Source organism: Psychrobacillus sp. MER TA 171, from assembly GCF_023713305.1.
Classification (GTDB): Bacteria; Bacillota; Bacilli; order Bacillales_A; family Planococcaceae; genus Psychrobacillus.
Genome location: NZ_JAMAWN010000004.1, coordinates 189337 through 216153, shown reverse-complemented (window position 1 = coordinate 216153; position 26817 = coordinate 189337). Strand labels below are relative to the sequence as shown.

General features: G+C 36.4%; 30 protein-coding genes. 8 read left to right on the top strand and 22 right to left on the bottom strand.

Annotation, left to right across the window (positions count from 1 at the left end):
- Nucleotide 1: 1 nt before the first annotated feature.
- From M3627_RS06285 to M3627_RS06270, 4 genes are all read right to left on the bottom strand, one after another.
- Nucleotides 2-1108, bottom strand: a complete 1107-nt coding sequence (locus M3627_RS06285) for a D-alanine--D-alanine ligase (RefSeq protein ID WP_169360972.1) — start codon at nucleotides 1106-1108, stop codon at nucleotides 2-4.
- A gap of 63 nt (nucleotides 1109-1171) precedes the next feature.
- Nucleotides 1172-1486, bottom strand: a complete 315-nt coding sequence (locus M3627_RS06280) for a DMT family transporter (protein WP_169360971.1) — start codon at nucleotides 1484-1486, stop codon at nucleotides 1172-1174.
- Nucleotides 1486-1815 carry a DMT family transporter gene (locus tag M3627_RS06275; RefSeq protein ID WP_169360970.1) on the bottom strand — a complete coding sequence of 110 codons (330 nt, stop codon included), beginning with the start codon at nucleotides 1813-1815 and terminating at the stop codon, nucleotides 1486-1488. The genes M3627_RS06280 and M3627_RS06275 overlap by 1 nt, the downstream gene beginning before the upstream one ends.
- Nucleotides 1816-1876: 61 nt before the next feature.
- A complete protein-coding gene (locus M3627_RS06270) occupies nucleotides 1877-2614 on the bottom strand; it encodes a hypothetical protein (protein WP_169360969.1) in 738 nt (245 codons plus the stop codon).
- 201 nt (nucleotides 2615-2815) lie between these two features.
- Here M3627_RS06270 and M3627_RS06265 point away from each other — a divergent pair, with 201 nt between their 5' ends.
- A complete protein-coding gene (locus tag M3627_RS06265; RefSeq protein ID WP_169360968.1) occupies nucleotides 2816-3997 on the top strand; it encodes an FtsW/RodA/SpoVE family cell cycle protein in 1182 nt (393 codons plus the stop codon).
- A gap of 63 nt (nucleotides 3998-4060) precedes the next feature.
- Here the strand turns inward: M3627_RS06265 and M3627_RS06260 are convergent, their stop codons facing one another.
- Entirely contained in the window at nucleotides 4061-4198 is a 138-nt protein-coding gene (locus tag M3627_RS06260; protein ID WP_251553339.1) for an Lmo0850 family protein, read from the bottom strand.
- Nucleotides 4199-4371: 173 nt separating this feature from the next.
- On the opposite strand from M3627_RS06260, the gene M3627_RS06255 reads away from it, so the two are divergent.
- Together M3627_RS06255 and M3627_RS06250 are read left to right on the top strand one after the other, a co-directional pair.
- Nucleotides 4372-4785, top strand: a complete 414-nt coding sequence (locus M3627_RS06255; RefSeq protein ID WP_169360967.1) for a CBS domain-containing protein — start codon at nucleotides 4372-4374, stop codon at nucleotides 4783-4785.
- Nucleotides 4786-5022: 237 nt separating this feature from the next.
- Entirely contained in the window at nucleotides 5023-6186 is a 1164-nt protein-coding gene (locus M3627_RS06250; protein WP_169360966.1) for an MFS transporter, read from the top strand.
- Nucleotides 6187-6251: 65 nt separating this feature from the next.
- Here the strand turns inward: M3627_RS06250 and M3627_RS06245 are convergent, their stop codons facing one another.
- Both M3627_RS06245 and M3627_RS06240 read right to left on the bottom strand, forming a co-directional pair.
- Nucleotides 6252-6605 carry a VOC family protein gene (locus M3627_RS06245; protein ID WP_169360965.1) on the bottom strand — a complete coding sequence of 118 codons (354 nt, stop codon included), beginning with the start codon at nucleotides 6603-6605 and terminating at the stop codon, nucleotides 6252-6254.
- 131 nt (nucleotides 6606-6736) lie between these two features.
- Entirely contained in the window at nucleotides 6737-8038 is a 1302-nt protein-coding gene (locus M3627_RS06240) for an MFS transporter (RefSeq protein ID WP_169360964.1), read from the bottom strand.
- Nucleotides 8039-8186: 148 nt separating this feature from the next.
- Here M3627_RS06240 and M3627_RS06235 point away from each other — a divergent pair, with 148 nt between their 5' ends.
- Nucleotides 8187-9407, top strand: a complete 1221-nt coding sequence (locus M3627_RS06235) for a helix-turn-helix domain-containing protein (protein WP_169360963.1) — start codon at nucleotides 8187-8189, stop codon at nucleotides 9405-9407.
- 87 nt (nucleotides 9408-9494) lie between these two features.
- On the opposite strand, the gene M3627_RS06230 is transcribed toward M3627_RS06235, so the two are convergent.
- Genes M3627_RS06230 through M3627_RS06215 form a run of 4 tightly spaced genes read right to left on the bottom strand, consistent with a single transcriptional unit; the run spans nucleotide 9495 to nucleotide 14427 of the window.
- Nucleotides 9495-11090: an aminotransferase class V-fold PLP-dependent enzyme gene (locus M3627_RS06230; RefSeq protein ID WP_169360962.1), complete on the bottom strand. Its 1596-nt coding sequence runs from the start codon at nucleotides 11088-11090 to the stop codon at nucleotides 9495-9497.
- Nucleotides 11091-11105: 15 nt separating this feature from the next.
- On the bottom strand, nucleotides 11106-12215 hold the full coding sequence (locus M3627_RS06225) for an ABC transporter permease (RefSeq protein ID WP_169360961.1): 1110 nt from the start codon (nucleotides 12213-12215) through the stop codon (nucleotides 11106-11108).
- The gene (locus M3627_RS06220; protein ID WP_251553338.1) at nucleotides 12212-13486 is read right to left on the bottom strand and encodes an ABC transporter permease; all 1275 of its coding nucleotides are present in this window, start codon (nucleotides 13484-13486) and stop codon (nucleotides 12212-12214) included. The genes M3627_RS06225 and M3627_RS06220 overlap by 4 nt, the downstream gene beginning before the upstream one ends.
- 11 nt (nucleotides 13487-13497) lie before the next feature.
- The gene (locus tag M3627_RS06215) at nucleotides 13498-14427 is read right to left on the bottom strand and encodes an ABC transporter ATP-binding protein (protein WP_251553337.1); all 930 of its coding nucleotides are present in this window, start codon (nucleotides 14425-14427) and stop codon (nucleotides 13498-13500) included.
- Nucleotides 14428-14615: 188 nt separating this feature from the next.
- On the opposite strand from M3627_RS06215, the gene cls reads away from it, so the two are divergent.
- Nucleotides 14616-16070 (top strand): cardiolipin synthase, encoded by a 1455-nt coding sequence (gene cls / locus M3627_RS06210; protein WP_251553336.1) that lies wholly within the window; start codon nucleotides 14616-14618, stop codon nucleotides 16068-16070.
- 64 nt (nucleotides 16071-16134) lie between these two features.
- On the opposite strand, the gene M3627_RS06205 is transcribed toward cls, so the two are convergent.
- Nucleotides 16135-17028, bottom strand: a complete 894-nt coding sequence (locus M3627_RS06205; RefSeq protein WP_240949794.1) for a M15 family metallopeptidase — start codon at nucleotides 17026-17028, stop codon at nucleotides 16135-16137.
- A 169-nt stretch (nucleotides 17029-17197) separates the two neighbouring features.
- On the opposite strand from M3627_RS06205, the gene M3627_RS06200 reads away from it, so the two are divergent.
- Nucleotides 17198-18349 (top strand): MFS transporter, encoded by a 1152-nt coding sequence (locus M3627_RS06200; RefSeq protein ID WP_251553335.1) that lies wholly within the window; start codon nucleotides 17198-17200, stop codon nucleotides 18347-18349.
- Nucleotides 18350-18581: 232 nt separating this feature from the next.
- Here M3627_RS06200 and M3627_RS06195 read toward each other — a convergent pair whose 3' ends face one another.
- Complete coding sequence (locus tag M3627_RS06195) at nucleotides 18582-18827, bottom strand: hypothetical protein (RefSeq protein ID WP_251553334.1); 246 nt, start codon at nucleotides 18825-18827, stop codon at nucleotides 18582-18584.
- A 198-nt stretch (nucleotides 18828-19025) separates the two neighbouring features.
- Here M3627_RS06195 and M3627_RS20785 point away from each other — a divergent pair, with 198 nt between their 5' ends.
- Nucleotides 19026-19160 (top strand): hypothetical protein, encoded by a 135-nt coding sequence (locus M3627_RS20785; RefSeq protein ID WP_285841651.1) that lies wholly within the window; start codon nucleotides 19026-19028, stop codon nucleotides 19158-19160.
- A gap of 47 nt (nucleotides 19161-19207) precedes the next feature.
- Here M3627_RS20785 and yidC read toward each other — a convergent pair whose 3' ends face one another.
- The 5 genes from yidC to M3627_RS06170 form a co-directional block, all read right to left on the bottom strand.
- Nucleotides 19208-19975: a membrane protein insertase YidC gene (gene yidC, locus M3627_RS06190; RefSeq protein WP_169361374.1), complete on the bottom strand. Its 768-nt coding sequence runs from the start codon at nucleotides 19973-19975 to the stop codon at nucleotides 19208-19210.
- Nucleotides 19976-20053: 78 nt separating this feature from the next.
- Entirely contained in the window at nucleotides 20054-20845 is a 792-nt protein-coding gene (locus tag M3627_RS06185; protein ID WP_169361373.1) for an AraC family transcriptional regulator, read from the bottom strand.
- 103 nt (nucleotides 20846-20948) lie between these two features.
- The gene (locus M3627_RS06180) at nucleotides 20949-21848 is read right to left on the bottom strand and encodes a diacylglycerol/lipid kinase family protein (protein ID WP_169361372.1); all 900 of its coding nucleotides are present in this window, start codon (nucleotides 21846-21848) and stop codon (nucleotides 20949-20951) included.
- Between the two features lie 255 nt (nucleotides 21849-22103).
- On the bottom strand, nucleotides 22104-22421 hold the full coding sequence (locus tag M3627_RS06175; protein WP_169361371.1) for a hypothetical protein: 318 nt from the start codon (nucleotides 22419-22421) through the stop codon (nucleotides 22104-22106).
- Between the two features lie 62 nt (nucleotides 22422-22483).
- Nucleotides 22484-22930 carry a GNAT family N-acetyltransferase gene (locus M3627_RS06170; protein WP_169361370.1) on the bottom strand — a complete coding sequence of 149 codons (447 nt, stop codon included), beginning with the start codon at nucleotides 22928-22930 and terminating at the stop codon, nucleotides 22484-22486.
- 107 nt (nucleotides 22931-23037) lie between these two features.
- Here M3627_RS06170 and M3627_RS06165 point away from each other — a divergent pair, with 107 nt between their 5' ends.
- Complete coding sequence (locus M3627_RS06165) at nucleotides 23038-23529, top strand: GNAT family N-acetyltransferase (RefSeq protein ID WP_251553333.1); 492 nt, start codon at nucleotides 23038-23040, stop codon at nucleotides 23527-23529.
- Nucleotides 23530-23541: 12 nt separating this feature from the next.
- Here M3627_RS06165 and M3627_RS06160 read toward each other — a convergent pair whose 3' ends face one another.
- From M3627_RS06160 to M3627_RS06145, 4 genes are all read right to left on the bottom strand, one after another.
- Nucleotides 23542-24009: a DUF4064 domain-containing protein gene (locus M3627_RS06160; protein WP_205964167.1), complete on the bottom strand. Its 468-nt coding sequence runs from the start codon at nucleotides 24007-24009 to the stop codon at nucleotides 23542-23544.
- Between the two features lie 316 nt (nucleotides 24010-24325).
- The gene (locus M3627_RS06155) at nucleotides 24326-24631 is read right to left on the bottom strand and encodes a GNAT family N-acetyltransferase (RefSeq protein WP_251553354.1); all 306 of its coding nucleotides are present in this window, start codon (nucleotides 24629-24631) and stop codon (nucleotides 24326-24328) included.
- 10 nt (nucleotides 24632-24641) lie between these two features.
- Nucleotides 24642-25610, bottom strand: a complete 969-nt coding sequence (locus tag M3627_RS06150) for a ring-cleaving dioxygenase (protein ID WP_169361367.1) — start codon at nucleotides 25608-25610, stop codon at nucleotides 24642-24644.
- 250 nt (nucleotides 25611-25860) lie between these two features.
- Nucleotides 25861-26778 (bottom strand): DUF1002 domain-containing protein, encoded by a 918-nt coding sequence (locus M3627_RS06145; protein ID WP_251553332.1) that lies wholly within the window; start codon nucleotides 26776-26778, stop codon nucleotides 25861-25863.
- Nucleotides 26779-26817: the final 39 nt, after the last annotated feature.

Sequence of the window (26817 nt, the reverse complement as noted above, 5' to 3'; positions counted from 1 at the left end):
GTCACTCTCCGTCCTTAGAATGTTCCAGTTGCTGTTTTTCCTCATAGCGTTCAATCGCTAGTGATATTAGCTCCTCGATCAAGTCTGAGTAGGATAAGCCCGAAGCCATCCACAGCTTTGGATACATGCTAATTGGGGTAAACCCAGGCATCGTATTTACTTCGTTGATCAGCACCTCTTCTGTATCTGTGACAAAGAAATCTGCACGAACTAAACCAGAGCAATCTAACACTTTGAATGCACGAATAGCTGCATCCTCTAAAGATTTTTGCAATCTATTTGAAACATTTGCAGGTATTGCATAGTTTGTCGTTCCATCTATATATTTTGCAGAGTAGTCGTAGAAGTCTTTAGTTGGTAATACTTCACCGGCTACTGAACATCTTGGAGAATCGTTTCCTAATACACTCATTTCTATCTCACGAGCGACAATACCTTGCTCTACTAAGATTTTACGGTCATATTTAAACGCTAGGTCGATTGCTTTTATAAGTTCTTCGCGACTGTTTACCTTTGTAATCCCAACACTTGATCCTAGATTAGCTGGTTTGACAAACAACGGCCATTTTAAGCTTGCTTCAATTTTTTCAAGTATAACTATTTGACTGTTCTTCCACTCACGTCGAATGAAATGAACGAAAGGAACCTGTTTTAAGCCTGCTTGAGCAAACAGTTGCTTCATAACTACTTTATCCATTCCAGCAGCAGAAGCTAAAACTCCATTTCCAACGTAAGGCAAGTTTAATACTTCTAGTAGTCCTTGAACTGTTCCATCCTCACCATTAGGTCCATGCAGCAATGGGAAGATTACGTCTAGTCCTTCATTACCTTCCGCAGTCTCAAGGTTCTTAGTTGTATTATCAGTTGGAAGGAAACTTGTTATATCATTCGCTTTACCTGTATCTTCTCCAAATTGAAGCGTTTCAACCGTTTCAACAGGCCCTAATAGTTTTTGTCCCTTTCTCCATTCTCCCTCTTTCGAGATGAAGACAGGATACACTTCATATTTAGCAAAATCTATTGCTTGCGAAACCGCTCTTGCCGTTAACAAAGAAACCTCGTGCTCCGCAGATTTCCCACCATATAATAATCCTAATTTCAATTTCATCACTTTGACCTCCACGTTTTGGATATTTCTATTTTATCATTTCTTGTATCTATACATGAATTGTTAGCCAAATAGTTTTAGGCCAACTACTCCACCTATAATACAGCTTAAAAAGAATAATTTTAGACGACTTTTCTTTTCGTTAAACAAATACATACCGATCAATACACTTCCTGCTGCCCCAATTCCAGTCCACACAGCATATCCTGTACCTACAGATATATCCTTAAGGGCTAAGGATAGTAAAAAGAAACTTAAAGATGCCGTAATAATGGTAAGTATAGAGAATTTCTTATTTTTAAAGCCATTAGAAAGCTTCATACAAACTACAAAACCAACCTCAAAAAGACCAGCTACAATCAGTATAATCCATTCCATTAATTTGCCTCCTCTGTATCAATCAGCTTTAAACCAACGATACCGAAAAGTAGCAGACATAAGAATACGACTTTACCTGCATTTACTTGTTCATTAAACCATAGAACACCTACGACCGCCGTGCCGGCAGCTCCAATACCCGTAAATATAGCATATGCAGTTCCAATCGGAATCGTCTTCATCGCCTGTGCAAATAAAAAAAAGCTAATCACTAGAAACATTATGGTGATAAGAGAAGGGATAAGCTCTGTAAAACCATGAGCTTCCTTTAACCCAATTGCCCATATAATTTCAGTTATGCCTGCAACTATAAGTAAAATCCATGCCACTATTTATCACCTCAGATACATAATAGACGCTTTTGCAACAGTATGTAGCAAAAGCGTCCTCTTATATTTCTATTAAGAAATCATATGGTCTTTTAACATGGTGCTTAATATCCTCTAGCACCTCGTCAGGAAAAATATTTTCCGGTAAGCAACGAATTTCAATTCCATAATTAGTCTTATCCACGCGGAACAAAGACATGAGAACTCCGTCTTCATAAAAGTCGGTGTACCTTTCCACAGTTGCAGAGGACAACTCTGGCAATATAATATTATTCTTTTTTCTCCAAAATGCAGTAGATTTCGTTTTTTCTTTAATCACTTGATTGAATAAGTCAGCGATTAAACCGTAAAAATCTTCTATATCTCGAAAATAAATTTTAGTAATATGCTCATCTTCATCGGTCATATAGACAAATCGATTTTGAAGGTGATGATAAAATGGTGATCGAAACGCTTCTTTTTTGTGTGCTATATATAAAAGCTCTGCTTGTTCTTGAGGAGTCAGCAGATTTAATCGTCGCTCATCTGAGAAATCCAAAAAACAAAGGGAAGTAGGTTTTTCAGAGGACTCCTTTAAAAAATGTCCAAATTGATTTTCCCCTATAAAATCCATTTGTGTATGGATATTAAAAGAAGCATCTTCGTAACGATGCTTTAACAACAAAAGGGAAGACAAATTAGCAAATTTTAAAAATAGTTGAACTGAAATACCACTAAATAATGTAAAATGCTCTATCTCATTTGCATGAACGTATAGATGAGTTAAATAGTCATCTAAGTCTCTCTCTTTTTTAGCCACTGAATTTTCACTCCTCATATAAGATATATATTAGCATAATTTTATTTAAACGAAACAACTGTTTTTGTAATATCGTCTATATTACTCACAAGCCAAAAAAGAGTATTTACGATATAATAGAAAAAGTGTGTTTCCTTCTATATAAGAGAATGGAAATGAAACAAAAAAATGTATATTTAGAAAGAAATCTAGGTGATTTTTATGGAAAATAAAAAAGGCTTTGCTGATCGCTTCGATTGGACGTTAGCTTTTATTTTATTATTATTTCTGATCGTTAGCTTACTAGCCATTTCCTCGGCTCAGACTACCGGTCAATACGCTGCGTATAACTTTGTATCCAAACAGCTTTTTTGGTATGTAGTTGGGTGCGTTATTATTGGGATGGTCATGTTTTTTGAGCCCGAGCAATACAAAAAAATGGCATGGTATATATACGGAATAGGAATTTTCCTATTAGCCATCCTTGCTATCCTACCAGAGAGCATGGCTTTAGTATCACCACGTAATGGAGCAAAAAGCTGGTTCCATTTACCAATAGGGGACATTCAGCCTGCCGAATTTATGAAGACCTTTTATATTTTAGGTTTAGCGCGTCTTATTACCTATCATCATGAACAGTATGTGATGAAAACTGTTAAAACAGACTTTATTCTATTAGGGAAAATAGGTATCACCTTAATTATACCGTTAGCTTTTATCATGCTTCAGCCTGATTTAGGTACCTCGTTAGTTTTCTTAGCAATCACTGCTGCCTTAATAGTCGTGGCAGGTATTACTTGGAAAATTATTTTACCGTTATTTTTAGGTGGGCTAGGAATAGGTGGCCTTCTCTTATGGATGGCCTTATATGCACAAGACTTCTTAGCTAAATATTTTGCCTTTGACCCTTACCAATTTGCTCGTATCTATTCTTGGATAGACCCATATTCATATGCTTCCAATGAGGGGATGCATCTTATTACGGCCCTAAATGCGATTGGCTCAGGCGAAATATTCGGTAAAGGTTATGGTGGCCGAGTTGTTTATGTACCAGAAAATCATACGGACTTTATCTTTGCTGTCATTGGCGAGGAATATGGATTTGTTGGTGCTAGTATAGTAATAAGTCTTTACTTTCTACTGATCTATCACTTAACCAAAATAACCTTACAGCTCAAGGATATGTACAGCACCTATGTATGCGCTGGAATTATTGCCATGATTACTTTCCATGTATTTGAGAATGTTGGTATGACAATTCAGCTCCTGCCTATAACGGGGATCCCACTACCATTTATAAGTTACGGCGGTAGTTCCTTGATGGGTAATATGCTTGCTATCGGTTTAGTCTTTAGTATGAAGTTTCACCATAGAACATATATGTTTGCTAAGGATGAAGATTAAGCTAAAAATAAAAAAAGAGTGACTGAAGCATTCGTTTTAACGAGGCTTCCAGTCACTCTTTTTTTAGGATTGCACATGTGGACTTTGTGCGGGTGGTGATAAAGCTTTAAGTATTTCAAGCCTAGATTTTGTCATTGTAACAGTCACACCAAGTTTTGATAGATTACTTACAATTTTCTTTAAATCAACTTCCTTAGCCAATCCACCTCAGTCCCTTCCATTTATTATTACGAATATATATTTAAAAGGTTTCTTTTATTTTATTTATTTTTCTTTATCCTATAATACCACTTTTTACATGGCCTAAACCTTTCATTTTTATTACATATTTTACGCATTTGTAAACCATCATAACCTCTAAAGGAGTGATATCGATGATTGTACAGGATGTAATGAGTAAGCAAGTGGTTACGTGTAGCCCTAATGATTATGTAAACGAAGTTGCTGAACAAATGCGTTCATTAGATATCGGTTGTTTACCAGTAGTAAGCAAAAAAAAGCTAGTTGGAATGATCACAGACAGGGACATTGTAACAAGAGCAGTGGCTAAAGATGTCAAATGCAAAGTAGAAAACATTATGACTAAAGCCGTCATTTCAGTTTCTCCTCAAGAAACTACAGCTGAAGCCTCAATTTTAATGGGTAAGCATCAAGTACGCCGGCTCCCAGTAGTAGAAAATGAAGAGTTAGTAGGCTTTGTGTCACTTGCTGACTTAGCATTTCCTTTTCCCCATATACAAGAAATCTCTGAAGCTATACAAAGTATATCCGAACCAAGGAGTTATTAAACTGTTCTTAGCAAGTTCATTTCCCTGCTAATGTGAGTAGGAAAACCTATCCAGGGTAAATCTACCGACAGTTAAAATGTATACAAAGGATGATAAAATTCTTCAGCTAGTGATATTCTTGTTAAACCTCGATATATCATGCTTTCATTCACTATTTTATCTTCACCTTTTTCAAGGTGAAAATTCCTTCCGAAACAGGTATTATAGATGGTAAGGTTTGAGAAAGCAGGTTTGACAATGAAAAAATCACTTTTTATATTAATGTCCGTTCAATTTCTTGTTTATTTAGGTTTTGGAATTATTATTCCCGTACTGCCTGAGGTTATACTTCAGGAAAACTATAACGAGGTTCATGTAGGAGGTCTACTAACAGTCTATGCTTTAGCTTCCTTTTTCACTGCTCCTCTTTGGGGAATGCTTTCTGATCGGATTGGACGGAAAACACTTATTCTAACGGGATTAATCGGCTTTAGCTTAAGCTTTTGGTTATTCTCCTTATTTTTCGATTCATTGGTAATGCTTTACCTTTCTCGTGTAGTCGGCGGACTATTTTCAGGTGCGCTTTACACTGCGGTAACTGGCTTTATAGCAGATTTATCCGATGAGGAAAACAGAAATAAGTATATGGGCTTCATGGGAATGTCTATTGGTTTAGGTTTTATATTTGGACCGGCAATTGGAGGTATTCTAGGTCATATTAGCTTGGAAACTCCATTTATCGTCTCAGCTATTCTATTATTAGTCATTTTTGTTTATGCGTTAATCATTTTAAAAGAACCAGCTCGTACTGGTGAAGCCAATAAGCGAACGATTCTTCCAAGAGGCGCTTTGAGCTTATGGTCCTACCGTATAAAATACTTATTCCTTTTTTCTTTTATGGTTACCTTCCTACTTGCTGGCTTGGAGGCAACTTTTCAGTTATTTCAAATTGAAAGAGTAGCTATAACACCATTACAAATTGGTTATCTATTCATGTTCAGCGGCTTTGTCGATGCAGCTATTCAAGGTGGAGTTGTACGACGTATCAAGAACGGAACGGAGACGACTTGGCTTCTTTATGCACAAGTAGTTACAGCTATAGGGTTGGTCATGACAGTGTTTACGACTAATATTTTTTGGGCGGGATTATCCCTTTGTGTTTTCACAGCAGGTAATGCACTTGCTAGAACAACCATTGTATCCCTTACCTCCAAAGAGTCAGGTGGTCGATATGGGACTGCAGCTGGGATGACTTATTCAATGGATAACCTCGGACGCATCATCGGTCCTCTCTTGTTTGCATGGTTGTTTACGAAGCAGCCAGATAATATTTACGTATTATCTGGGATTCTTGCGATATTAGCAATAGGTTTAATTTTCGCATATCGTAGATCCACTAAAACATTAAAACATGGGCTATAAAATTAGCTGTAAAGGCATCGTAAATTTTTAAATTTACGATGCCTTTATTTGAATTACTCTCAAATTTAACATTTACATATCATTAAAGTATTCCCATCAGGATCATTAAAATTAAAATAATGATTATGCTCAATTTTTGTAAGAAGATTTACTCCTTTATCCTTCATATATTGAAATGCTTCTTCAATGTTTTTAGTATTGAAATGAAATGCTGGCACTTTGAATATGCTATCCTCTGAATAAATTTTACTATCTAATACTATCCCTGCGCCTTCCATAGGTAAAACGTAAAGATGACCATACTGAATATCCCCGTCTACTTTTATCCCCAAAATATCGCAGTACCAATCTCTAGCTTGTTCTATATTTCTTACTGGAATAAATAATGTTCCTATTTGCTTTAATATAGGGCTATTCAAAGAACCCCTCCTTTTAATTGACTGTTAACTATCCACATTTAACATCCTCGAAGCGGGGGCTTATTGGGTAATCGCCATTTTTATAGCTGTTGTAATGGACCAACTCCCCTCTTGTTCCGCCAGAGCAGATTTTATTCTGGCTGTGGGGCTGGTGTAGTCTCCACTTTCCCTTTCGCAAGCTCTGGATGTGCTTTTCTAATAACCGATGGCCTTGCAAGCACTAAAACGGTAGCTACTAATAGAACTCCCGAAGTAATTAGGATAAGCTCTGCAGAAAATACATCATACAGAAACCCAAAAACAACCATACCAAGTGGCATTAGAGCCATTGACCCTGTTTCTAAAATAGAAAATACACGGCCTTTATAATCATCATCTATTGTCTTTTGCATCATGACCATTATTGGTGTATTAGTGACCATCATAGTCACTCCAAAAATAAAGAGGATTATAATATAAAATAACACGGTCCCCAAATAAGACATGTTCATTAATAGTGGAGTCGCAATTGAAGCCAATAAAAACCCTGTGCATACTATGCTCCATTTAGAAACAAAAAGAGGATATTTTAACTCCTTCGTACTTGAGAAGTAAATAGACATTAACAGCATTCCAACAGCAAAGGCCATCTCTGTATAACCAAAATGGACTGGATCAAGCTTTAATTTTTCGATGAGGATAAACGAATATCCAACCTGAAAAGCCCCAAACAAAAAGTTCACTATTAAAGAGATAAAAATAATTATTTTTACGACAGGCTTTTTCATTAAATATTTAAAACCTTCTTTGATGCTTTGTAGCATCGACTCTTTAGGAGCCCCTTCCACCACTTCTTTTCTTGTAGCAAATAATTTAAAGTTCATTGTAGATTCTAAAACTACCGCTATCATAGACGCTGTCAAATAAATTCCTAAAAACACCGGCATAGACACTGTTCCATATAATATCCCCCCTACCGCTGGGCTTCCAATCGCCGCAAAGGAAATAGACATCTGGTTTAAAGACATCGCTTTTTGTATTCTCGCTTCATCTACTAGCCCCGTCATGGAAGAACTAAATGTTACTCCCGAAAACGTTGAGGTAATGGATAAGATGACCGTTGTTATATAAATCGCAATCAATGACAATTCTGCATTTATACTGAAGATTAATAATCCACCTATCGCCAACGAGCTGGCAATTTGAGCTCCAATAATAATTCCTTTTCTAGAGTATTTATCAGCAGCATACCCCGCAAAAGGAGCAAGTAGAGTTCTAGGTAAAATACTACATATTAGGTTTGTCGCGAAGCTTGTTGCAGAGCCAGTTAGCTGTAGAATATAAAAACTGATAGCAAATGCATAAACTTGAGCGCCAAAAATCGATATGAGCTTACTAATGGTGAATGTCCATAAATGATAAGTAGCTTTTTTCAACTTCACTATTTCTTCCATAATTTTTTCCCCTTTGTTTAGCTTTTTCTTTCTATTTGTTCTGAAAAAACTAAAAGTTTAATTTTATTAAACAAATAATATCATATCCGTTCTTCCATTTCAACAAAAAGTTTAATATAATTAAACTAACAATAAATGAGGTGAAGCTATGCAGACGCTTGGAGAGCGAATACGTACATTGAGAAAGCAACAAAAGATGACTCTAGAGGCACTTGCAGGTTCTGAGCTAACTAAGGGAATGCTCAGTCTAATCGAAAATAATAAGGCGAAGCCTTCTATGGAAAGCCTTCAATATATCGCAAAACAGTTGAACGTAGATGTTTCGGAGTTATTAGAGGAAGTAAGTGGACAAGAACTACGCGTAGTTCTTGAGAAGGCGGAGCATCTTTTTAATACACACTACAATGATCTATCCGATGAATATGAGCAATTAATACAATTAGTTGAGCCATATTTACCTAAAATCGGTCATGGGTATGAGTCAGCCCGCTTGTTAGAAATGTACAGTCGTTGTATGTACCAAGTACATAAAAAAGACTGGGAACAATCATTGAATCAAGCAGCAGAGCTTTATGAGAAGCTAAACATTACTTCACGACGAGCTAAAATAGGAATTGTTAGAGTAATGGTCAAATTTCAGGAGCATAATTACGAGGACGCCTTGCATATTCTCCAACAGGAACGGGCAGAACTAGAAAATACTGGTATATGGATTGACCCCGTTTCTCGACTTGACTTTGACTATACCGAGACAGCCTTGTACTACGCAATCGGAAACTATGAATCTGCCTTAAAGCTAATGGACCAAGCAATTGAGTATTCAAAGGAAAACAAAACCTTTTACCACTTAGATGACCTTTATAGAATCGCTTCTGCCCATGCAATGATGCAAAAAGACGAGGAGAAAATAGAGTATTACGCAAAAAAAATAGAGGCATATGGAATCTTTGCAGATGATCCAGATGCCGAGTACTTCTCTTTGATTACTAAAATCCATTACTTAAATTCCTATAAATATCAATATGAAGAGGCTGAAAAAATATTTCAAACATATACATTAGCAAAAGATAAAATTTTTACCCCTTACTTTGTATTAGAGCGAGGGAAAACTTATTACGGTTTAAAGCAATTTGAAGCTGCCATTGAACAGCTAGAGCAAGTAGTCATTCATGATGCTCTCAGTCATCCGATTGATTTATCCATTTTTTACGAGAAAGATGCATACCTATCCCTGTGCTATAAAGCCATTGGTCAAAGAGCTAAAGCAAAAGAGGCTGCGAAAAAGGCTTATGACAATGTAAGCAAGATGCCAGACACTCCTTATAAAACTTTTATCCAAGAGACTTATAAACAGATTAATACAGATTAAATCTTTCCATACTTACATAAGTAAGGCTCATTGTAACCAATGTTACAATGAGCCTTATTTAATGTTGCGTTCATTATTACCCACTATTCACAGGCTACTTGATTCAAAAAGCGACTTACTTTTTCCTTCATGATATAGACGGTAATTGGCAAACCAATTGATGAATTTCGTCCATGCAACTTCAAAATCTGGCTGAATACAGGATATTTGTATAAGGCTTTTTTCTTTTAAATATTCACTTTTATAATGTAAATCAAAGCCTGACATTCTTGCATCCTCAGCGAGGTGTGGAAATTGGTTTTCTTGTAATGTGAATATCATAGGATATGTGTTATTTGTAAAGAGCTCTATATTATGTCGTTTAACTTCCTCTTCAATATACATCCATCGTTTATGTAAAAGCTTATATCTTTCCCCATCGTCATAGGCCATTAAGGCATTCTCTAGGCTATGGATAAGTTGGGATGGCATTGTAAAGGGTACGTGGGAGTTTGTCGTTAAGCCTATGTCTAAATAGGCAGGAATACGCTCACAGGAGACTATTTCTGAATTGGCAAAGACAAAAGAAATTCCACTCATGGTACCTATTGCCTTTCCACTGACTCCTGTAGCCAAATATAATCCTTCCATAGAGAATGGGAGAGATCCAAACGAGCTAACACAGTCAGCGCAGAGCAATACATTATAACGACCGCAAATGTCTTTCAGTTTTTCTAATTCATTTAGCATCCCTGTCGAGGTTTCCCCATGAACCATTAGTAGCCAGCTATAATTTCCAAGCGCAAGTTTTTTTTCAATGGCCTCTAAATCATAAGCCTGTCCCCAATCATAGTTAACCACGTTATAATCTAATCCCCAACGTAATGCCTGTTTTTGAAGACGCTCTCCAAAAGCTCCATTCGTTAAGATTAGACCCCTTTCATCCAACACCTTCAATTGTGCAATCATTGCTTCGTTCGCCAAAGTACCAGTTCCTATAAGTAAGTGAACGTATTTAGCACCACTCAACTCATTTAACCTTTGCTTAACTCGATCAAGCATTACCTCAAATTGATGAGAACGATGGGTGAGTGGATCTTCCTGAAAAGCATTTTTGATTACATTAACCTGGTGAACAGGACCTGGATAAAAAGAATACCTTTTCTGCTTAAAGCGTGCAGCAACCGAATTATCAAAGCGCTCTCTCGTTAATACCATAGGGACGAATAAGGCATCCTCTGCTCCGATTGGATTTGCAAAAGGCTCAAAACCAAGCTGATTATACAGCTTTTGCTCTCTTACTGTTCCCGAAATAACAGCCGCTCCATATCCATTTTCATATGCAAAGTCAGATAGTGCTCTAGCTAAATAATAAAAAACACGCCCATTTCGATGCTTTTTATCTACCGCTAGTAAACGGACCTCACAGAGTGCCCCTTTTAGGGCATCCTCTGGAAGATAATTTTCTACTGGTCCTAGCTTCTTGTCTAATGAGAATGGACGCTCCGCTCTAAAGGCTACCATTCCCGCAAGCTCTTGGTCTTTTAATACAATCACATAAACGTTTTCATGGTGAAAAGGATCTACTCTCATTCCACTTGGATCTTTTTCATGTTGCGGAATTTCTTCTACGAATGTTTCATAATTTAATTTTGCGATAGCTTCAAATTCTTCATTTGTTCTCGCTACTTTGCACCAGTACATTTCCATTCCCCCTTTTTACTCACTAGAATGGCCACGTTCTGTTTTCTTTTCTAATAAATATATACCCCCTGCTATAAACGTAGCCGCTAATAAAAGCATCATCCATAGGTACGCGGATACAGCACTTAAGGTTTCCCCATAAATGGTAACTCTTTTTAATGCTTCCATCGCGTAGTAAATAGGAGACAGCCATTTCATATTCAGTAACCCTTCTGATTGAACAATTTCAAGTGGCCAATATGCCCCACCTAACATAGCGAAAGCCACTGCCAGCAAGGAAACAATAACTCCACTTTGACTAACGGTTTTGGCTAGGGAAATGATTATTAATGATATCGCCAAAACTAATAATACATAAATACTCGATATAATAATTATTTCCGAGAATGCTCCATACATATTAGTTTCTACGATAAATCGGAACACTAACAAAACTAAAAGCATTTGCAAAAAACCAATTAGAAAGCTAAAAGATAAATGCCCGAAATATAATTTAGTCCGGCTAATAGAAGCTAACTTTAGACGATTCCACACTCCTGTTCTTTTATCTTCCAATATAAATTGAACATTTGTTGAGATGGTATAAAATACAAAAAAGAGCATATAACCAAATAAACTTTGCAGAGCTCCATCATATCGAAAGGTCTGCTTTTCATTCATAGCGCTAATCTCGATTTCAAAGGCTTCCTCATCGTCTAAAATTCTATTCACTTCATTCCACTTATCCCTACCGCCAACTTCTACTATTCTTTTCTCAAAGGCCAGTTCGTTATATGCAGCTTCTATTATTAAAGATACATTTCTAACGACATCTGTTTCTGCACTGCTCAAGACTGTATACGTAGACTCTGTAAGTAACACTCCTATTAAGTCAGGATCCCCTTCTATCTTCTCTTCCAACTCAGTTTTAGATAGTGGATGAAAGGAATAATCCTCTAAAGATTTTAATTTATCTAATACGTCACTACTTGTTTTGGAATGATCATTAGTGATAAAAATTGCTTGCTGGCCACCTACACCACCACTGAGAACATAGGCGAGGACAACTGTCATAAAGGTCATTGTTAGAAGAACCAACGGCTTTCGCTTTAAATTTTGAGCTCTTGCAATCCAAATGCCCTTCATGATGTCACACCTCTTTTAGGAAATACTATAATGGACAAGCTGACACATAATAATAGACCGATATATAGCACATACATCTGTGGCCATATCACACCAACAGAATCACCAGTTTGAATAGAAAGAATTGCTTTCATCGTGGCTCCGTTAGGGGTATAGCCACCGATGTCACCAAGTGTCTCGGATACATCACTAATTTTAAAGAAGGAGCCTCCTAAGAAGGAGAAAATAGTAATGACTAATCCATTAAACACATTAGCAATACCTTCAGTTCCCGTTTTAAATTGCAAGGCCGTTAAAAGTGCTGAAAGTCCCCCGATAAATAAGCTGAAGCTAATGACTATTACAATCATAGCCTGTATGCCAATCCAGTCTATTCCCAGCACCAGGCTTCCATATAGCAATATAATCGCCTGTTGTAGTAACGCTACAATTGCCCCTGTTATAAATATAGAAAGAGTGTAATAGGTTGAGGATACTCCTGCTAAAAGGATTCGGTCATAAACCTTCCAATATACTTCCTGTAACGCAAATCCTGCCAAAAAGGAGGGTATATAAAGAGCAAACATTACTAGCATTCCCACAGAGTAATAAACGGAAGATGGAATAGTACGTTCACCCTCATTCATTAAATGCTCTAATTTTTGTACTGCAATTGTTTGACCCATTACTTCGTTTGGAGTTATACCCACTTTATTTAACGCCATTGACTGGCTATACCCTTTTTTCCACTCCTCAAGAATTGAAGCAATTATAGATGACCTTATTTCATTCTCTTGATTTAATAACAACTCAAAACTCGGCTTATTTCCTTGGTCAAAATAAGATTGTTTAATATAATCTAATCTAAAGTTATCAGGAATGACTAAGATACCATCCACATTATCACTCTTTCTTAAATCTTCTAGATTAGATATATCTTCGTTAGTTGTTTTTACATATTTCTCCATTTCCTTAGAGAGGAGAATTGAATTTTGCAAAACATTAGTAGGATCGTTTTCTTCAAACGTTTGCAAAAGAGTATTAAGAGTTGACCCTTCCAGTCCAGACTCTTTTAGAAAGACTGTAATAGATGCCTGTTCCTTCTCCCAGCTAGTTTCATCTATAATTACCAAGTGAGCCTGAATAGCAGAAGATCCGTCTGTATCCATGATCCCAGCCAAGGCTGATGATAAAATAGTAATCAAGATAATAGGCATAGCTAAAAGGATAATAAGCGGCTGCTTATTACGAACAATCACCTTTAGTTGCTTACTAATTAAATTAAAAAGCATTCTATTCCCCCCTAGTCTCTCAAAGCTCTTCCTGTTAAATGTAAAAAAACATCCTCGAGAGAAGGAATTTTAACTACTGCAGAAGTAATCGTCACTTCGTTTTCGGCAGCAACTGCAAAAATACTTGATAATGGCTCCATAAACTTAGAAAGAGATACTAAAAGTTTTTCTTCTTCCCTATGGATGTTAGCAGTTGGAAAATGCTTCTGTAAGCTTTCCTCAAATGCAACTGAAAGCGAATGACCCTTTAACTCAATTGTTTGTTGGTCGGATACTAAAGACTTTAATTCCTCTTTTGTTCCCGATGCAATAATTTCACCTTGGTCCATAATGTATATCTTTTCGCAAAGCAGCTCTACCTCTTCTATATAGTGACTTGTGTAAAGTAACGTCATACCTTCCTCTACAAGCTTCTTTACGGCCTCTAATATGTAAGCACGAGACTGAGGATCTATTCCTACAGTAGGCTCATCCATAATGAGAAAGGAAGGCTTATGTAGTAAAGCCGTTCCAATATTAAGTCTACGCTTCATCCCACCGGAAAAGGTTTTTACTCTGTCCTTTCTCCGGTCACTTAAACCAATCTTTTCAAGCACATCCTCCACCCGTGTTTCTAAATTTTTTCCTTTCAGCCCATAAATTCGTCCAAAAAACTCTAGGTTTTCTTGTGCTGTAAGCTCTGGGTACAAGGCTATTTCTTGAGGTACCAACCCTAAATTCTTACGAAGCATTTGAGGATTCCCTTCAATGGAAGTCCCATTCCAAAGAACAGTTCCACTTGTAGGCTTCATTAATGATGAAAGCATGGATATAGTAGTTGATTTTCCTGCTCCATTTGGACCTAACAATCCAATTGATTCTCCTGTACCAAGCTCCAAATTTATCTTTTTCACTACTTCTTTTGCTTTAAACTTCTTCTGAAGATTTTTTGCTTGAAGCATTTTCCCCATCTCCTTAAGTCTAAATTCCCACCTTGATTATATCAGACTATTCAAACACCTTATATGTATATTTCATTTTGCTAATTACTTATGCTTATAGGTTTACTCAATATGTTACAATTCTTCTTTCTTTTAACTAAATCGGCTATACTAGAAAAGACAGATATAAAAGGGTTGGGGGTGTAATTTTGGCTGCGAGTATATACGGTTTTGTTGGTACAGGCATACTAATTTTAAATATTTCTTTGGCAATCGCCTTAATATTTTTAGAGAGAAGAGATGCGTCCTCCACCTGGGCATGGATTTTAGTTCTATTCTTCATCCCCATCCTAGGTTTCGGTATTTATTTACTGTTTGGAAGAAGATTGCGACGCAAAACCCTTTTTCGCTGGGAAGGGAAAAGTAAAATAGGTATCGATAAATTAATTGAGTTTCAAATGGAAGCTATTGAAGATGAATCCTTTGATTTTAGATTGGATGACGCTAGTCATTACAAAGATTTGATTATTATGCATCTTAATAATAACCATGCCGTTTTAACACAAGATAACAAAGTGGATATCTTTACAGACGGGCGTGAAAAGTTTGATGCCCTCTTGTTCGACTTAGAAAATGCAAAGGACCATATACACATTCAATACTATATTTTCCGTTTAGATAATTTAGGACAAGAGATTTATAAGGTTCTACTAGCAAAAGCTAAACAAGGAGTAAAGGTTCGCATACTGTATGACGATACAGGCTCTCGCTCTTTACGAAAGCGACACTTTCATGAGCTCATTAAGCTAGGCGGACGCGTGGAAGCATTCTTTCCATCCATTCTTCCATTGATCAACCCACGGATGAACTACCGAAACCACCGCAAAATAGTAGTCATTGATGGACGAATTGGGTACATAGGAGGATTCAACGTCGGTGATGAATACTTAGGTAAGAAAAAGAAATTTGGTTACTGGAGAGATACTCACCTTAGAATTGAAGGAAGCTCCGTTCATCCGCTCCAAACTCGTTTTATACTCGATTGGAATCAAGCTTCTGCAGAACATGATATCGAATATTCCGATCGTTTTTTCCCAGCTATCCCATTGAAAGGTTCTGTTGGATTACAGATTGTTTCGAGTGGACCTGATTCTGAGTGGGAGCAAATTAAAAATGGTTATTTAAAATTAATCATGATGGCGAAGAAATACATTTATATTCAGTCCCCCTATTTCATACCAGATGCTAGCTTTATGGATACTCTCCGTGTAGCTTGTCTTTCAGGTATAGACGTAAGAATTATGATACCTAACAAGCCTGACCATTTATTTGTATACTGGGCAACCTATTCATATGTTGGAGAGCTTATCAAAGCTGGGGCAAAAGTATTCATTTATGAAAATGGATTCCTACACACGAAAATGATTGTTATTGATGATGAAGCTTCTACTGTAGGTACTGCTAATATTGACGTTCGAAGTTTCAAGTTAAATTTCGAGGTAAACGCATTTATTTATGACAATGAAACTTCCCATCAATTAGCGGAGTTATTTGAAGAGGATATGAAGCTTTCTACTGAACTTACATGGGAACTTTATGAAAAACGGTCGACTATGATTAAGTTTAAGGAATCACTTGCTCGACTAATATCTCCAATTTTATAAAACGATGATTTAAGCCATTGCCTTAATACAAGAAAAAGATCCCACGAATGATGGGATCTTTTTCTTATATGCCTAAATATTCTTCTAATGTTGTATTTGCTTCATATATTTTAGCTGCATGGTCCAATCCTACATATCTAAAATGCCAGGGCTCATACATATACCCGGTAATTTTTTCTTTTCCATTTGGAAAACGCATAATAAATCCATATTTATGAGCGTTAGAAGCTAACCATTGGCCAGCTGGCGTCTCCCCAAAACTCTCTCTTGCGAAGTGCTGCTCAAAGTGTAATTCTCCAATATCGAATGCAAGCCCGGTTTGATGCTCAGAGTATCCAGGGCGAGCGCTATATCGATCTGCAGCTTCCACTCCATCATTGCTCACATATCTATTGTATAGCTGCTGTTGATAGTCAAAAGAACGGTATGTACTAAATGCTACTAATTCGTAACCGGAAAGCCTTGCTTCAGCTGCCATAGCTTCGAAAGCTTGTCTTGCTTCTTTACTTTCCCCAGGTGCATAAGTGGCAGGTAGGGGATATTGCTTGCTTGCTATTAAAATTCCATCCACATAGGTTGGCTCGGCAGGTAAAGTTTCATTGCCTTCATAACCTTTTGCCCCTGAACGATCTACTTCTTCTATAGGCTCCTCTACAATTGGAGGCTCCTCTTTTACTGGATCTTTTGCTTCCTCTATTACTTGCGTTGGTTTCTCTAGTTCAACCTCATGTTTTTCTTCCTGAACTGTAATACCTAACGCCTTTAAACTTTTATCTATATTCCAATCATTTATACCAATCCATCCCACGGCACTTACAACTATTAAACCCAAAATAATACTAACTACAATTTTTGGCCACTTTCTTTTCTTTTTTGCCTTCATTAAACTAAATCTAGATTGCATCCCTTGCTCTTCCTTCTTTCCAATTAGCGATATTACTAGTTTAACATTTTTCATAGAACTTATCCCTAATCAATTTAAAATGCTTTATAATGTTATTAAACTCGTTTCAAAATTGTAACTTATGCGAAAATAAATTCGTACCAAAAATTAAATCTAGACAGTTATTACAGCTAGTTAGCTCATTTACTTAGCTTTAATAAGTCGAAAGTAAAGAGGTCATTCTATGAATTCTCAAAAATGGTTATCCATTAATTTTTTCACGTTCTTCTTCACATGGGGAGTGTTTATGCCCTATTGGACCGGTTATCTAACCAATGCTAAAGGCCTTAGTGTCACCTCTGCTAGCGTTATTATGGGTGCTGGAATGCTTGCAAGAGCCTTTTCCACGTTTGCCTTATTCCCACGAGCTACTAGTAAGTATAGTATGCAGAAGGTGCTTCGCTTGCTCGCGTTACTTTCCTTTGCAGCACTTGTTTTATACATACCCTTTAATTCTTTTTATTCTTTATTAACTATTACTGTTTTGTTTAGCTTAATCTATCCTAACTTATTACCTGCTATGGAGAGTAGTGCATCCATTCTTATGCAAAAAGACAAAGTTCACTATGGAAAAAGCCGTTCCTTTGGATCAGTCGGCTTCATGTTTGCCCTGTTGTTTATCGGAGGAGTAACTGCTATATGGGACGAGCAAGCAATACTCTGGACGATGTTAGCTGCACTTGCAATCATCATGCTGACCTATTCTAGACCAATGCCAGCCTCTTTGAGTGAAATACCCTTGAGAACTACAAAAGAAAACTCTGTTAAATGGAAAGAACTTTTTACTTCTAAGCAATTTATCATTATTTTAACGTTAACTGTACTTATACAGGGGTCTCACGCATCATATAATAATTATGGATTTATTTATCTTCAGGATATCGGAGTCAACAGCCTTTATATCGGAATCATTTTAAATGTTGCTGTTATATTTGAAATTGTATTCTTTCTTATTGCTGACAAGTTATTTTCAAATAAGAAAGTATCTTGGATGTTTCTCTTAGCCGGGATTGGCGCCACCATTCGTTGGATTGGAATCTATCTATTTCCATCGGTTTGGATGTTTATCCTCACTCAGGCACTACATTCCGTTTCTTTTGGAGTTGCACATTATGCCTTTATTCAATATATATCTAGAACACTAGACAAAAGGCTCATACCTGCTGCCCAAGGAATTTATGCTGCTCTATCCATGAGTTTAAGTAGTGCCGTCCTAACACTAGCTGGTGGTTATTTATATGATATAGAACCAAAACTAGCCTTTTTAGGAATGGCATTTTGCACGGTTCCAGCTATTATACTTATTGTTCTGTCTAGAAAAAAATTTAGCTATTAAGTCTTAAAGAACGTTAAACAAAACAAGAAAAGCGCAAGCGCCTATGTCTGCCCCGACAGGCAAATGGGGAAAAGTGAGGAGGCAGCTCTTCAGCCACCGGAACTTTTATCCATTTGACCCCGAGGGGCATGGTGGTGGAGCTAGACATCAATTTATCCACAGATTCAAAACTTTATAATTTCCTAAACAATAAAGAAAACGTGAAATCATCTACACATGATTTCACGTTTTTTTAAGTAATTGTTAGAAATAATACGAGTACAAATAGGACAGCGAAAACGATTGCCATTGTTTTCATCCATTTCGCCTCTCGTTCATGCCCTTTTTCCTTAAATACAATAGCTCTGTAACCATTACTTAAGACAAAGATAAGAGTCATAAACAAAACAGCTAAATTTATATCTCCTTTTATAATAAATACTAAAGAAGCAATACTAACAGCTACAATTAAAATACCAAATATCCAATTTCTCTTCATACGAACACCTCTATTTATTTAATGCGCAAGCAGTCTGTCTCTGACCCGACAGGCTAAACACTGACCCAATTATTATAACTTTTTTCATAAGAAAAGCGAAACCGCCTATCTCTGCCCCGACAGGCAAATGGAGAAAAGCGAGGAGGCAGTTCCCCAGCCACCGGAGCTTTTTTCCATTTGACCCCGAGGGGCAAGGCGGTGGAGCTAGACATCCAGAAAAGCGAAACCGCCTATCCCTGCCCCGACAGGCAAATGGAGAAAAGCGAGGAGGCAGTTCCTCAGCCACCGGAGCTTTTAACCATTTTACCCCGAGGGGCAAGGCGGTGGAGCTAGACACTAAAAAAAAGGAGCTCTTTTTTTACAAAAAGCTCCTCTCTCTATTATACAGACTCTTCTGCTTTTTCTGGATGGTTCGAATAAAACTTACGACCTAAATATGTTTGGAATATTAACAAGATACCACCTACAGCCCAATATAGCGGTAATGCTGCCATAGAACTGAACGAGATGAACATAATCATGATCGGTGAAATATAAACCATCAACTTCATTTGTTGTTGCTGTTGCTCAGGCACTGTCCATAGAGAAACTTTTGCTTGTGCAAAATATACAGCCCCAGCAATAAGTGTCATAGCGATATCAGGTGACCCCAAGTTATACCATAAAAATTCGTGTGATTTTATATCAGCTGAATATAAGATTGCAAAATATAATCCCATAACAATTGGCATCTGAATCAACATTGGTAAGCAACCCATATTTAATGGATTCACATTATGCTTGCGGTATAAGCCCATCATTTCTTGTTGTAGTACCATTTGTTCTTCTTTTGATTTTGTTTCTTTTAACTTCTTTTGGATCTCATCCATCTCTGGTTTGAGCTTGTCCATTTTTTCTTTCATACCTTGTTGATTCTTATAATTTTTAAGCATCAAGGGCATTAAGGCTAAACGAATAAGAATAGTAATAGCAATGATTGCCATCCCGTAACTACCGTTAAAAATGTCTCCAAAAAATTCAATTAAAAACTCAAAAGGTCGAACAAATATATTGTAAAAAGTGCCTTCTTTGTTTTCTATTCCTGAACAGCCACTTAGTAGGACTGTTGCAAAAATAAGGATAGTGAATAAACTGATTTTCTTCTTCATCGCTTCACCTTCATTTTTCAAACTATATCGAGTATACCCTCTATGAAGCTATTTTTCAAATATTACTTAAACAAACCTTTAATAAGTTTTGGGCTCTTTTGGAAAATTATACTTAAAATTAGGATGTTCTTGATGATCTCTAAACTGCTTAGGAGTAAGACTCGTGTATTTTTTGAAAATACGCGTGAAATAACTCTGATTACAAAAGTGGAATGAATTAGAGATTTCTGATATTGATTTGTTTGTATGGCGTAAAAAGTATTGGCACTCTTCTACCTTTCTAATATTTAAGTATTCTACCAGCGTTACTCCAGTATGTTCCCTAAAAATTCTAGAAAGATGACTAGTACTAATATTAAATTGCTTGGCGATATCTTCTACTGTTAGATTTGTTTCAATTTCATCATTAATATAAAGAATTACCTTATTTACTGTCTGGTGCCCAAAGGAAGGTTTTTTCCTCTCTGTAATTACCATGACAAAGAATTCTACTAACTCATCTGCACACTGCAAAAACTGTGCATCACTCATCTTCGTATCTATAATTTCCACGCTAGCATTATTAAAGGCCATTACCTTATCAAGCGGAACCTGGCTCTCATACAACTTTCTAGCCATTACAGCGGATAATTGTATGTAATAGTACTTTACATTTTGAATCATTTGCTTGTTATTAGTAGCGATAATTAAGTCAATGATTTCTCTTAATACCTTTTTCGCTCTCTCAATTTCAAAAGAATACATATCTAAGAATAGTTTCTTTTCTAATTCAAAAAATTTATCAAGACCTTCTACTCTATTAGTAATACCCATTTCTTTGGCATAGGCTTTTGTGAAGTAATCTAAGAATATTTTTTCTGTATTATCCATAAGTACCTCATCTTTCCAGTCAAATTTATAGTCCATTTGTACCTATCTATTAAATAGGGATGTAGAATCATTTTATAACATTTTATAGTAAAAAACTAGACTTTTAATTGCTTTCTGTTTTTTTAGGTAAAAGCATTTCCAAATGCCTAGGAAGAATGTGTATATCAAGAGGAGTACAGTCTCCTTGATCACCATCTACGTTGCAAAATAATGGGCGATTCGATTCTATTCGGAGCTTCTCGGTAGTAAAAGTCTCTACTCCCTCATCCTTCCCTAGTGTTCCTAGCATTACTTTTGTTCCCATGCGCGCGATTGCCGCTAATCCTGCTTGTTTTATGATAAAGACATGCATTTTCCCATCATCAATTTTAGCAGATTTAACCAAGTTCTCAAATCCACCTACAGAATTGGTTAGGGCAACTAAAACTAATATAGATGTCCCTTTCCATGAACCGTGATCATGGGTAATTGTCATCTCTACCTCTTCATTGGAGATGATTGCCTTTGCCCCAGCCATTAAGTATGCCATAGAACCATACCTCGTTTTTTGTTCCACAGGAGTATCTGCCACACTACTAGCAATATCCCCTATTGCCACTACATTAACAAAGTACTTATCACCGATTCTTCCTACGTCAACTTGTTCCGTATTGGTCATCTTAAGTGCTTCTATTGCAATGTCTGGTTCAAGCGGAATGCCAAGAGCCCTTGCAAAATCATTCACTGTACCGAGGGGGACAAAAGAGAATAAAGGTCGGTCTTCTCGTTCAGCAAGACCATTCACTACCTCGCTTATCGTTCCGTCTCCACCCATGGCTAACAAAAAGTCCATTTTTTCAGTACAAGCCATTTCCGCAAAATGTGTAGCATCATCCTGTTTTTGTGTTTCTTTTACCGTCACATCAAAACCTAAATTCGTTAATACTTCAATTGCTCTATCTTTAAATTGTTTTGCTTCTTCTCGCCCAGCAGAAGGATTATAAATTAACATTGCCCTTTTCATTTTTTTGCTTCCTCCTTTAAAATATACTCGTTTCTCTTTCGTACCCTAAATATCCTATCTTGAAACTGCGACAGTGATAGATAAATGCTAATTCAACCAAAGGAACAATATAGAAATGAGAAATTCCTTTGAGGAGAAATCAGATAGAGCCTAAGTACCATTATTCACCATATTAATTTTAAAGGTATTTTTTAGAAATTATACAGTAATATCTATATATGTAAAATAAAAAAGGCACCTATTAGGCACCTTTTTTTAAAGTTTATTGTCTTCTGGTTTTATATCCTTGTCAGAAACTGAGTTTGGAGTAGCTTCAGCTTCTTCCTCATTGTAATACTGGACGCTTGTCATGGCTCCCTCATTCACCATATTATTATCTTCTTCATAGTAAGGATTAGGATTTCCTGTTTCTTCCTCACTCGCACCTTGCTTTTGAGCTTCCATGAAAGAATTTACTTTATCTTTCGTATTATTAAATGCTTCCATTGCCTTGTCACGATTTTCTTTTTTCCTGAAATAGGCATAAGCCCCAGCTGCAAGTCCCGCCAATAAGAGTGATCTATTTTTCGCCATATTTATTACCTCCTATATATTTATAAGATTTGTATACCCTAATAAGGACAATATAACACTTATTAATTTTTTGACCTAATCATATAGACATGAGGTATACCATCCTCATCAAATTCATCACTAATTGTTTCGAAGCCGACGGACTGATAAAAATGTTGTAAGTGACTTTGAGCGCATAGCTTTATACACGGAACGTTCCAAGAAGTTTCAATTATGTTTATAGCTTTTTGCATAAGCACCCGTGCGTAACCTTTTCCTCTTGCCTGTTCCCTAACAATTACCCTTCCAATTGAGCAATCGTCATACTTGAGACCTGCAGGTAGAATACGACAATAAGCAAGAATTTCGTTATTTTCTTTAAGATAAAGATGAAGAGCTTGTTGATCACAGTCGTCTAGTTCTGGATATGGACAGTTTTGCTCAACAACAAAAACCTCTACTCGAAGTTTTAGTATTTCGTAAAGATTATGCGTATCTAATTCACTAAATTTCTTTAACTCCCAGGACATGTTTGCCTCCTATGTAAAAATGTTTATTTTCAATTATTTTGTTATTACGTATAGAAGATTGATCGATATTTTGTTATGATTACAAAAAGCTAAAAGAGGTGTTTCAAATGATAAGGGCGACTACGTTAAATGATATTCCTACTATACAACAGATCGCACAGGTCAGTTGGAATGATACTTATAAAGATATAATACCAGAAAACATTCAGAAACTATTTTTAGAAAAAGCTTATTCTCCAATGATGATAGCCAAACGTATAGAAAAAACAATTTTTTTGATTGCTGAATATAAAGGTGAGGCTATAGGCTTTGCTAATTTTACTTATGTGGACGAAGATGGTGATGCTGAGCTTACAGCTATTTACGTACTTCCAGAGTTTCAAAAAATGGGGTACGGTAGGAAGCTATTAGAAGCTGGCGTTAACCATATGTCTATTGGAAAACAATTATTTGTTTATGTAGAAAGTAAGAATGAACGTGCTCGTGTTTTTTACGAACACTATGGCTTTGAATGTCTCGAAGAGTTTGATGAATACTTTGAAGGCCACCCATTGTCTACCGCTAAATATTTATTTCCATTAAAAACACCGGCTTATTAAGCCGGTGTTTTTTTAGTATGTTTGTTCCGTAGTATATTCGTCTTCAAATTTAACTGGTGATTTTCTGACGAAACACATGATTGCAGCTACATATAAAATGATAGATGTTAAGGAAATAATTCCTGCAAAAATTCCACCTAGAATGAACATGATACCTGCTAGCTTTGGTTTTTTGTTTTTAGAAACAAATACAATTCCTAAAATGTTAAAGATTAAACTGATTACGAATGCAACAACAGCTGCCCAGCCAATAACCCCAAATAAGTCTACAAATACTTCAACAAAACCTAAAGCTTGTTCTGCTTCTTCTGCAGTTAGTTGCGGATCATTAAGCATTTCTTGTTCCATGATAGTTGAAAATTCCTCATCTTGTAGTGCTGTACTGCCGTTAATGACAAGTAAAGAAACTAGTATGATTGCAATTACATTAAAAACTGCTCCGATAATTCCTAATACTACTTCTCCTGTTCTTGATATCATTTTCCTACCCCCTATTATTAATTGACATAGCTATTGTACGAAAGTAAATTAAAAAAGTTTCATTAATCATCAATTTCCCTGAGTTATTTTTAATAAACCTGTTTCACTCTACTAAAAACGGGTATTTTATTATTAACACCAAATAGAAAGGAAGATTAACATGGAAAAGAAATTGATCTTTAATCAAACAGACTTCTTATATACATTGGTAGGTGCATCCGCATTAACTGGTATTCTAGTTCTATTCACTTCCATTTAATTGTGAAAACGTAAAAGGCAATCCACTTTAAACTAAGTTAAAGAGGATTGCCTTTTATTATGCCTTTAAGTCGTCGTATTCATCAGATTTAGCGAATGCATCTACTACGTATGAGCAAACAGGCTCCATTTTCAAATCGTTTTCTCGTGCATAGGAAGCGGCGTTGTCTAATAGTTTTTTTGCAATTCCTTGGCCTCTAAGCTTACTTGAAACGAAAGTATGGTCCATAACCATCACGTCTCCTAGCAGGGTCCACGTAATTTCACCAAGTCTTTCCCCATCTTCTATTACTTGATAGGCAAATACATCATTGCCAAGTTCTTTATATTGAAAATCCATTATCACACACTCCTTTTTATGAATCTTAACACAACTATTTATTAATTGACAACGGACGTAACTTTGCCTCAATTTCTGTACGTCGTTGCTCTAAAAAAGGAGGTAAAGCCAAAGTTTCACCTAGCGTTTCCAACTTTTCATCTGTATCAAATCCAGGTTCATCTGTAGAAAGCTCAAATAAGATTCCGTTAGGCTCTCTAAAATAGATCGCTTTAAAATAATGCCGATCTACAAGGCCCGAAGTTGTATAGCCTTTTGCTCGAAGGAGTTCTTCCCATTTAGGGTAATCATCCATATGAGGAATACGAAATGCCACATGATGAACACTCCCTCTTCCTGGTCTCTCTCTTGGTAAATCTTCTCTTGTTTCAATATGAACTTCTCCTGCTGGGCCACCTTTTCCTACAGAGTACACTTGAATATCAGGTGCATCGGTAATAGCAGAGCGGTAAGAACCAATTAAAGTGAATCCTAATACTTGCTCTAAAACTTTCTTTGTAGGCTCTGGATTTTTTAAAGTAAGTGTAACCGGACCTAAGCCTACTATAGCATTTTCTCCACTTATCTCGTCCTTTATCCATGGCTCCCCAAATGGAATTCCATTGCCGTCATCTACAACTAGTCTCATCCTTGATCCTTCAAAATCCTCAAAATATAGAGTTTTTCTACCGAACATTTCGGAAATTTCATCATGAGGAACTTCAAGATCATGTAATCTCTTTTTCCAAAATTGCAAAGCTGCCTCACTTTTTACACGAAGCCCCGTGTTACTAATGCTTGACACTCCAGGATATGTTCTTCCTGCCATTGGTATGTCAAAATACGTCATATCCGTTCCAGGAGTCCCTACTGCATCAGCATAAAACAAATGATACGATGACGGATTATCCTGGTTTACACTTTTTTTAACTAAACGCATCCCCAATATTCTTGTAAAAAAATCATGATTTTTACTTATATCGGCGCTTATAGCAGAAACATGGTGAATTCCAGCCAATTTCATATGACAACCTCCGTTTATCTCGAATTCGAGATATTTATTATACCTATTTTATCAAATACAATTATTTAATGCAAATTTCCAACTTATTTATAGTAAGAGAATCAGACTAACTAATAGATAAATTAAAAGACGTGAAATCAGCAACAACTTGATTTCACGTCTTTCATTCTTTTAAAGGCAACTAATTTCTAATTGAAAATTTCTCTATTCTCATTGTTTAGAGAGGAGCCGGCGACTACTAGGGTTCCATTTAACTAAAAACAGAACGAATAGAATCGATTAGATTATTGAAAAAGTCTTTTACACTTTGCCAAAATCCTTGGTTATCTTTTATTTGATTAAACTTCTCTTCAATAGTTTTACTAAAGTCATTTAACTGATCTGACCATTTACTAAAATCGATGTCCAACTGACGTATACGGTCCATCAGGTCAATTAACAATTGGCGATCTTTATCTGATAGCTCAATCTTTAATTTGGAAAGCTGTTCTGAAACTATTTTCTCTACTTCTTCACGAGAGGCTGGGTTTTGTTCAGCAATTTGCTTTTTAATTTCTGTTAAAAGCTCTGTAACCTCTTCTTCGTTTACTCCAGCATCCTTAGAAAGAATCGTTGCCACTGATAACTCTTCATTTGCTACATCTGTCCGTTCTGGGTCAAGCTCTCCCCCAGTAACTTCATAGGCTTTATAAATACCAACTAGAGCTGAATGTCCTGTTACCGGCTTTGGAGCTGCAATATCTACGACCGCATCCTCAATTCCTGCTGTAAGCATTGCATTGGCATACATATCAGCAGTTACTTCTGTAATGTCATCAGGTGTCACTATGTTAATAACAAGACCCGAACCTGAATCTTTTCTAGTTATTTTTGCAGATGAAAACATTCTTGCTGAGGCATCACCATCTTTTAAATAGGTGGCTAAATCTTTTCCTGTCACAACAATTTCTTGTACATCTGATTTATCTGTAATTTTCAAGCTTTCTCTTACACTTTTCTTTTGGTCGTCAGTCAGGTTACCTCCGTATACAACAATCGGTGCACCAAATTTTTCATTGACTACTTCGGTTCCTGTTTCTCCATTTGTATCTGCCAACGCTACATTGGAATTGGCTAAAACTCCTACAACAAGAAAAATAGCTAACCATACTTGTACCATTTTTTTCATTCCCCTAAAACCCCTTTCTCTTGGTTGGTACTATCATTA

Excerpts from the sequence above, each read along its gene's own strand:
- M3627_RS06285 (WP_169360972.1), bottom strand. The coding sequence starts at position 1,108 with ATGAAATTGAAATTAGGATTATTATATGGTGGGAAATCTGCGGAGCAC.
- M3627_RS06280 (WP_169360971.1), bottom strand. The coding sequence starts at position 1,486 with ATGGAATGGATTATACTGATTGTAGCTGGTCTTTTTGAGGTTGGTTTT.
- M3627_RS06265 (WP_169360968.1), top strand. The coding sequence starts at position 2,816 with ATGGAAAATAAAAAAGGCTTTGCTGATCGCTTCGATTGGACGTTAGCT.
- M3627_RS06255 (WP_169360967.1), top strand. The coding sequence starts at position 4,372 with ATGATTGTACAGGATGTAATGAGTAAGCAAGTGGTTACGTGTAGCCCT.
- M3627_RS06250 (WP_169360966.1), top strand. The coding sequence starts at position 5,023 with ATGAAAAAATCACTTTTTATATTAATGTCCGTTCAATTTCTTGTTTAT.
- M3627_RS06240 (WP_169360964.1), bottom strand. The coding sequence starts at position 8,038 with ATGGAAGAAATAGTGAAGTTGAAAAAAGCTACTTATCATTTATGGACA.
- M3627_RS06235 (WP_169360963.1), top strand. The coding sequence starts at position 8,187 with ATGCAGACGCTTGGAGAGCGAATACGTACATTGAGAAAGCAACAAAAG.
- M3627_RS06230 (WP_169360962.1), bottom strand. The coding sequence starts at position 11,090 with ATGTACTGGTGCAAAGTAGCGAGAACAAATGAAGAATTTGAAGCTATC.
- M3627_RS06225 (WP_169360961.1), bottom strand. The coding sequence starts at position 12,215 with ATGAAGGGCATTTGGATTGCAAGAGCTCAAAATTTAAAGCGAAAGCCG.
- M3627_RS06220 (WP_251553338.1), bottom strand. The coding sequence starts at position 13,486 with ATGCTTTTTAATTTAATTAGTAAGCAACTAAAGGTGATTGTTCGTAAT.
- M3627_RS06215 (WP_251553337.1), bottom strand. The coding sequence starts at position 14,427 with ATGCTTCAAGCAAAAAATCTTCAGAAGAAGTTTAAAGCAAAAGAAGTA.
- M3627_RS06205 (WP_240949794.1), bottom strand. The coding sequence starts at position 17,028 with ATGAAAAATGTTAAACTAGTAATATCGCTAATTGGAAAGAAGGAAGAG.
- M3627_RS06200 (WP_251553335.1), top strand. The coding sequence starts at position 17,198 with ATGAATTCTCAAAAATGGTTATCCATTAATTTTTTCACGTTCTTCTTC.
- M3627_RS06195 (WP_251553334.1), bottom strand. The coding sequence starts at position 18,827 with ATGAAGAGAAATTGGATATTTGGTATTTTAATTGTAGCTGTTAGTATT.
- yidC (WP_169361374.1), bottom strand. The coding sequence starts at position 19,975 with ATGAAGAAGAAAATCAGTTTATTCACTATCCTTATTTTTGCAACAGTC.
- M3627_RS06185 (WP_169361373.1), bottom strand. The coding sequence starts at position 20,845 with ATGGATAATACAGAAAAAATATTCTTAGATTACTTCACAAAAGCCTAT.
- M3627_RS06180 (WP_169361372.1), bottom strand. The coding sequence starts at position 21,848 with ATGAAAAGGGCAATGTTAATTTATAATCCTTCTGCTGGGCGAGAAGAA.
- M3627_RS06175 (WP_169361371.1), bottom strand. The coding sequence starts at position 22,421 with ATGGCGAAAAATAGATCACTCTTATTGGCGGGACTTGCAGCTGGGGCT.
- M3627_RS06170 (WP_169361370.1), bottom strand. The coding sequence starts at position 22,930 with ATGTCCTGGGAGTTAAAGAAATTTAGTGAATTAGATACGCATAATCTT.
- M3627_RS06165 (WP_251553333.1), top strand. The coding sequence starts at position 23,038 with ATGATAAGGGCGACTACGTTAAATGATATTCCTACTATACAACAGATC.
- M3627_RS06160 (WP_205964167.1), bottom strand. The coding sequence starts at position 24,009 with ATGATATCAAGAACAGGAGAAGTAGTATTAGGAATTATCGGAGCAGTT.
- M3627_RS06150 (WP_169361367.1), bottom strand. The coding sequence starts at position 25,610 with ATGAAATTGGCTGGAATTCACCATGTTTCTGCTATAAGCGCCGATATA.
- M3627_RS06145 (WP_251553332.1), bottom strand. The coding sequence starts at position 26,778 with ATGAAAAAAATGGTACAAGTATGGTTAGCTATTTTTCTTGTTGTAGGA.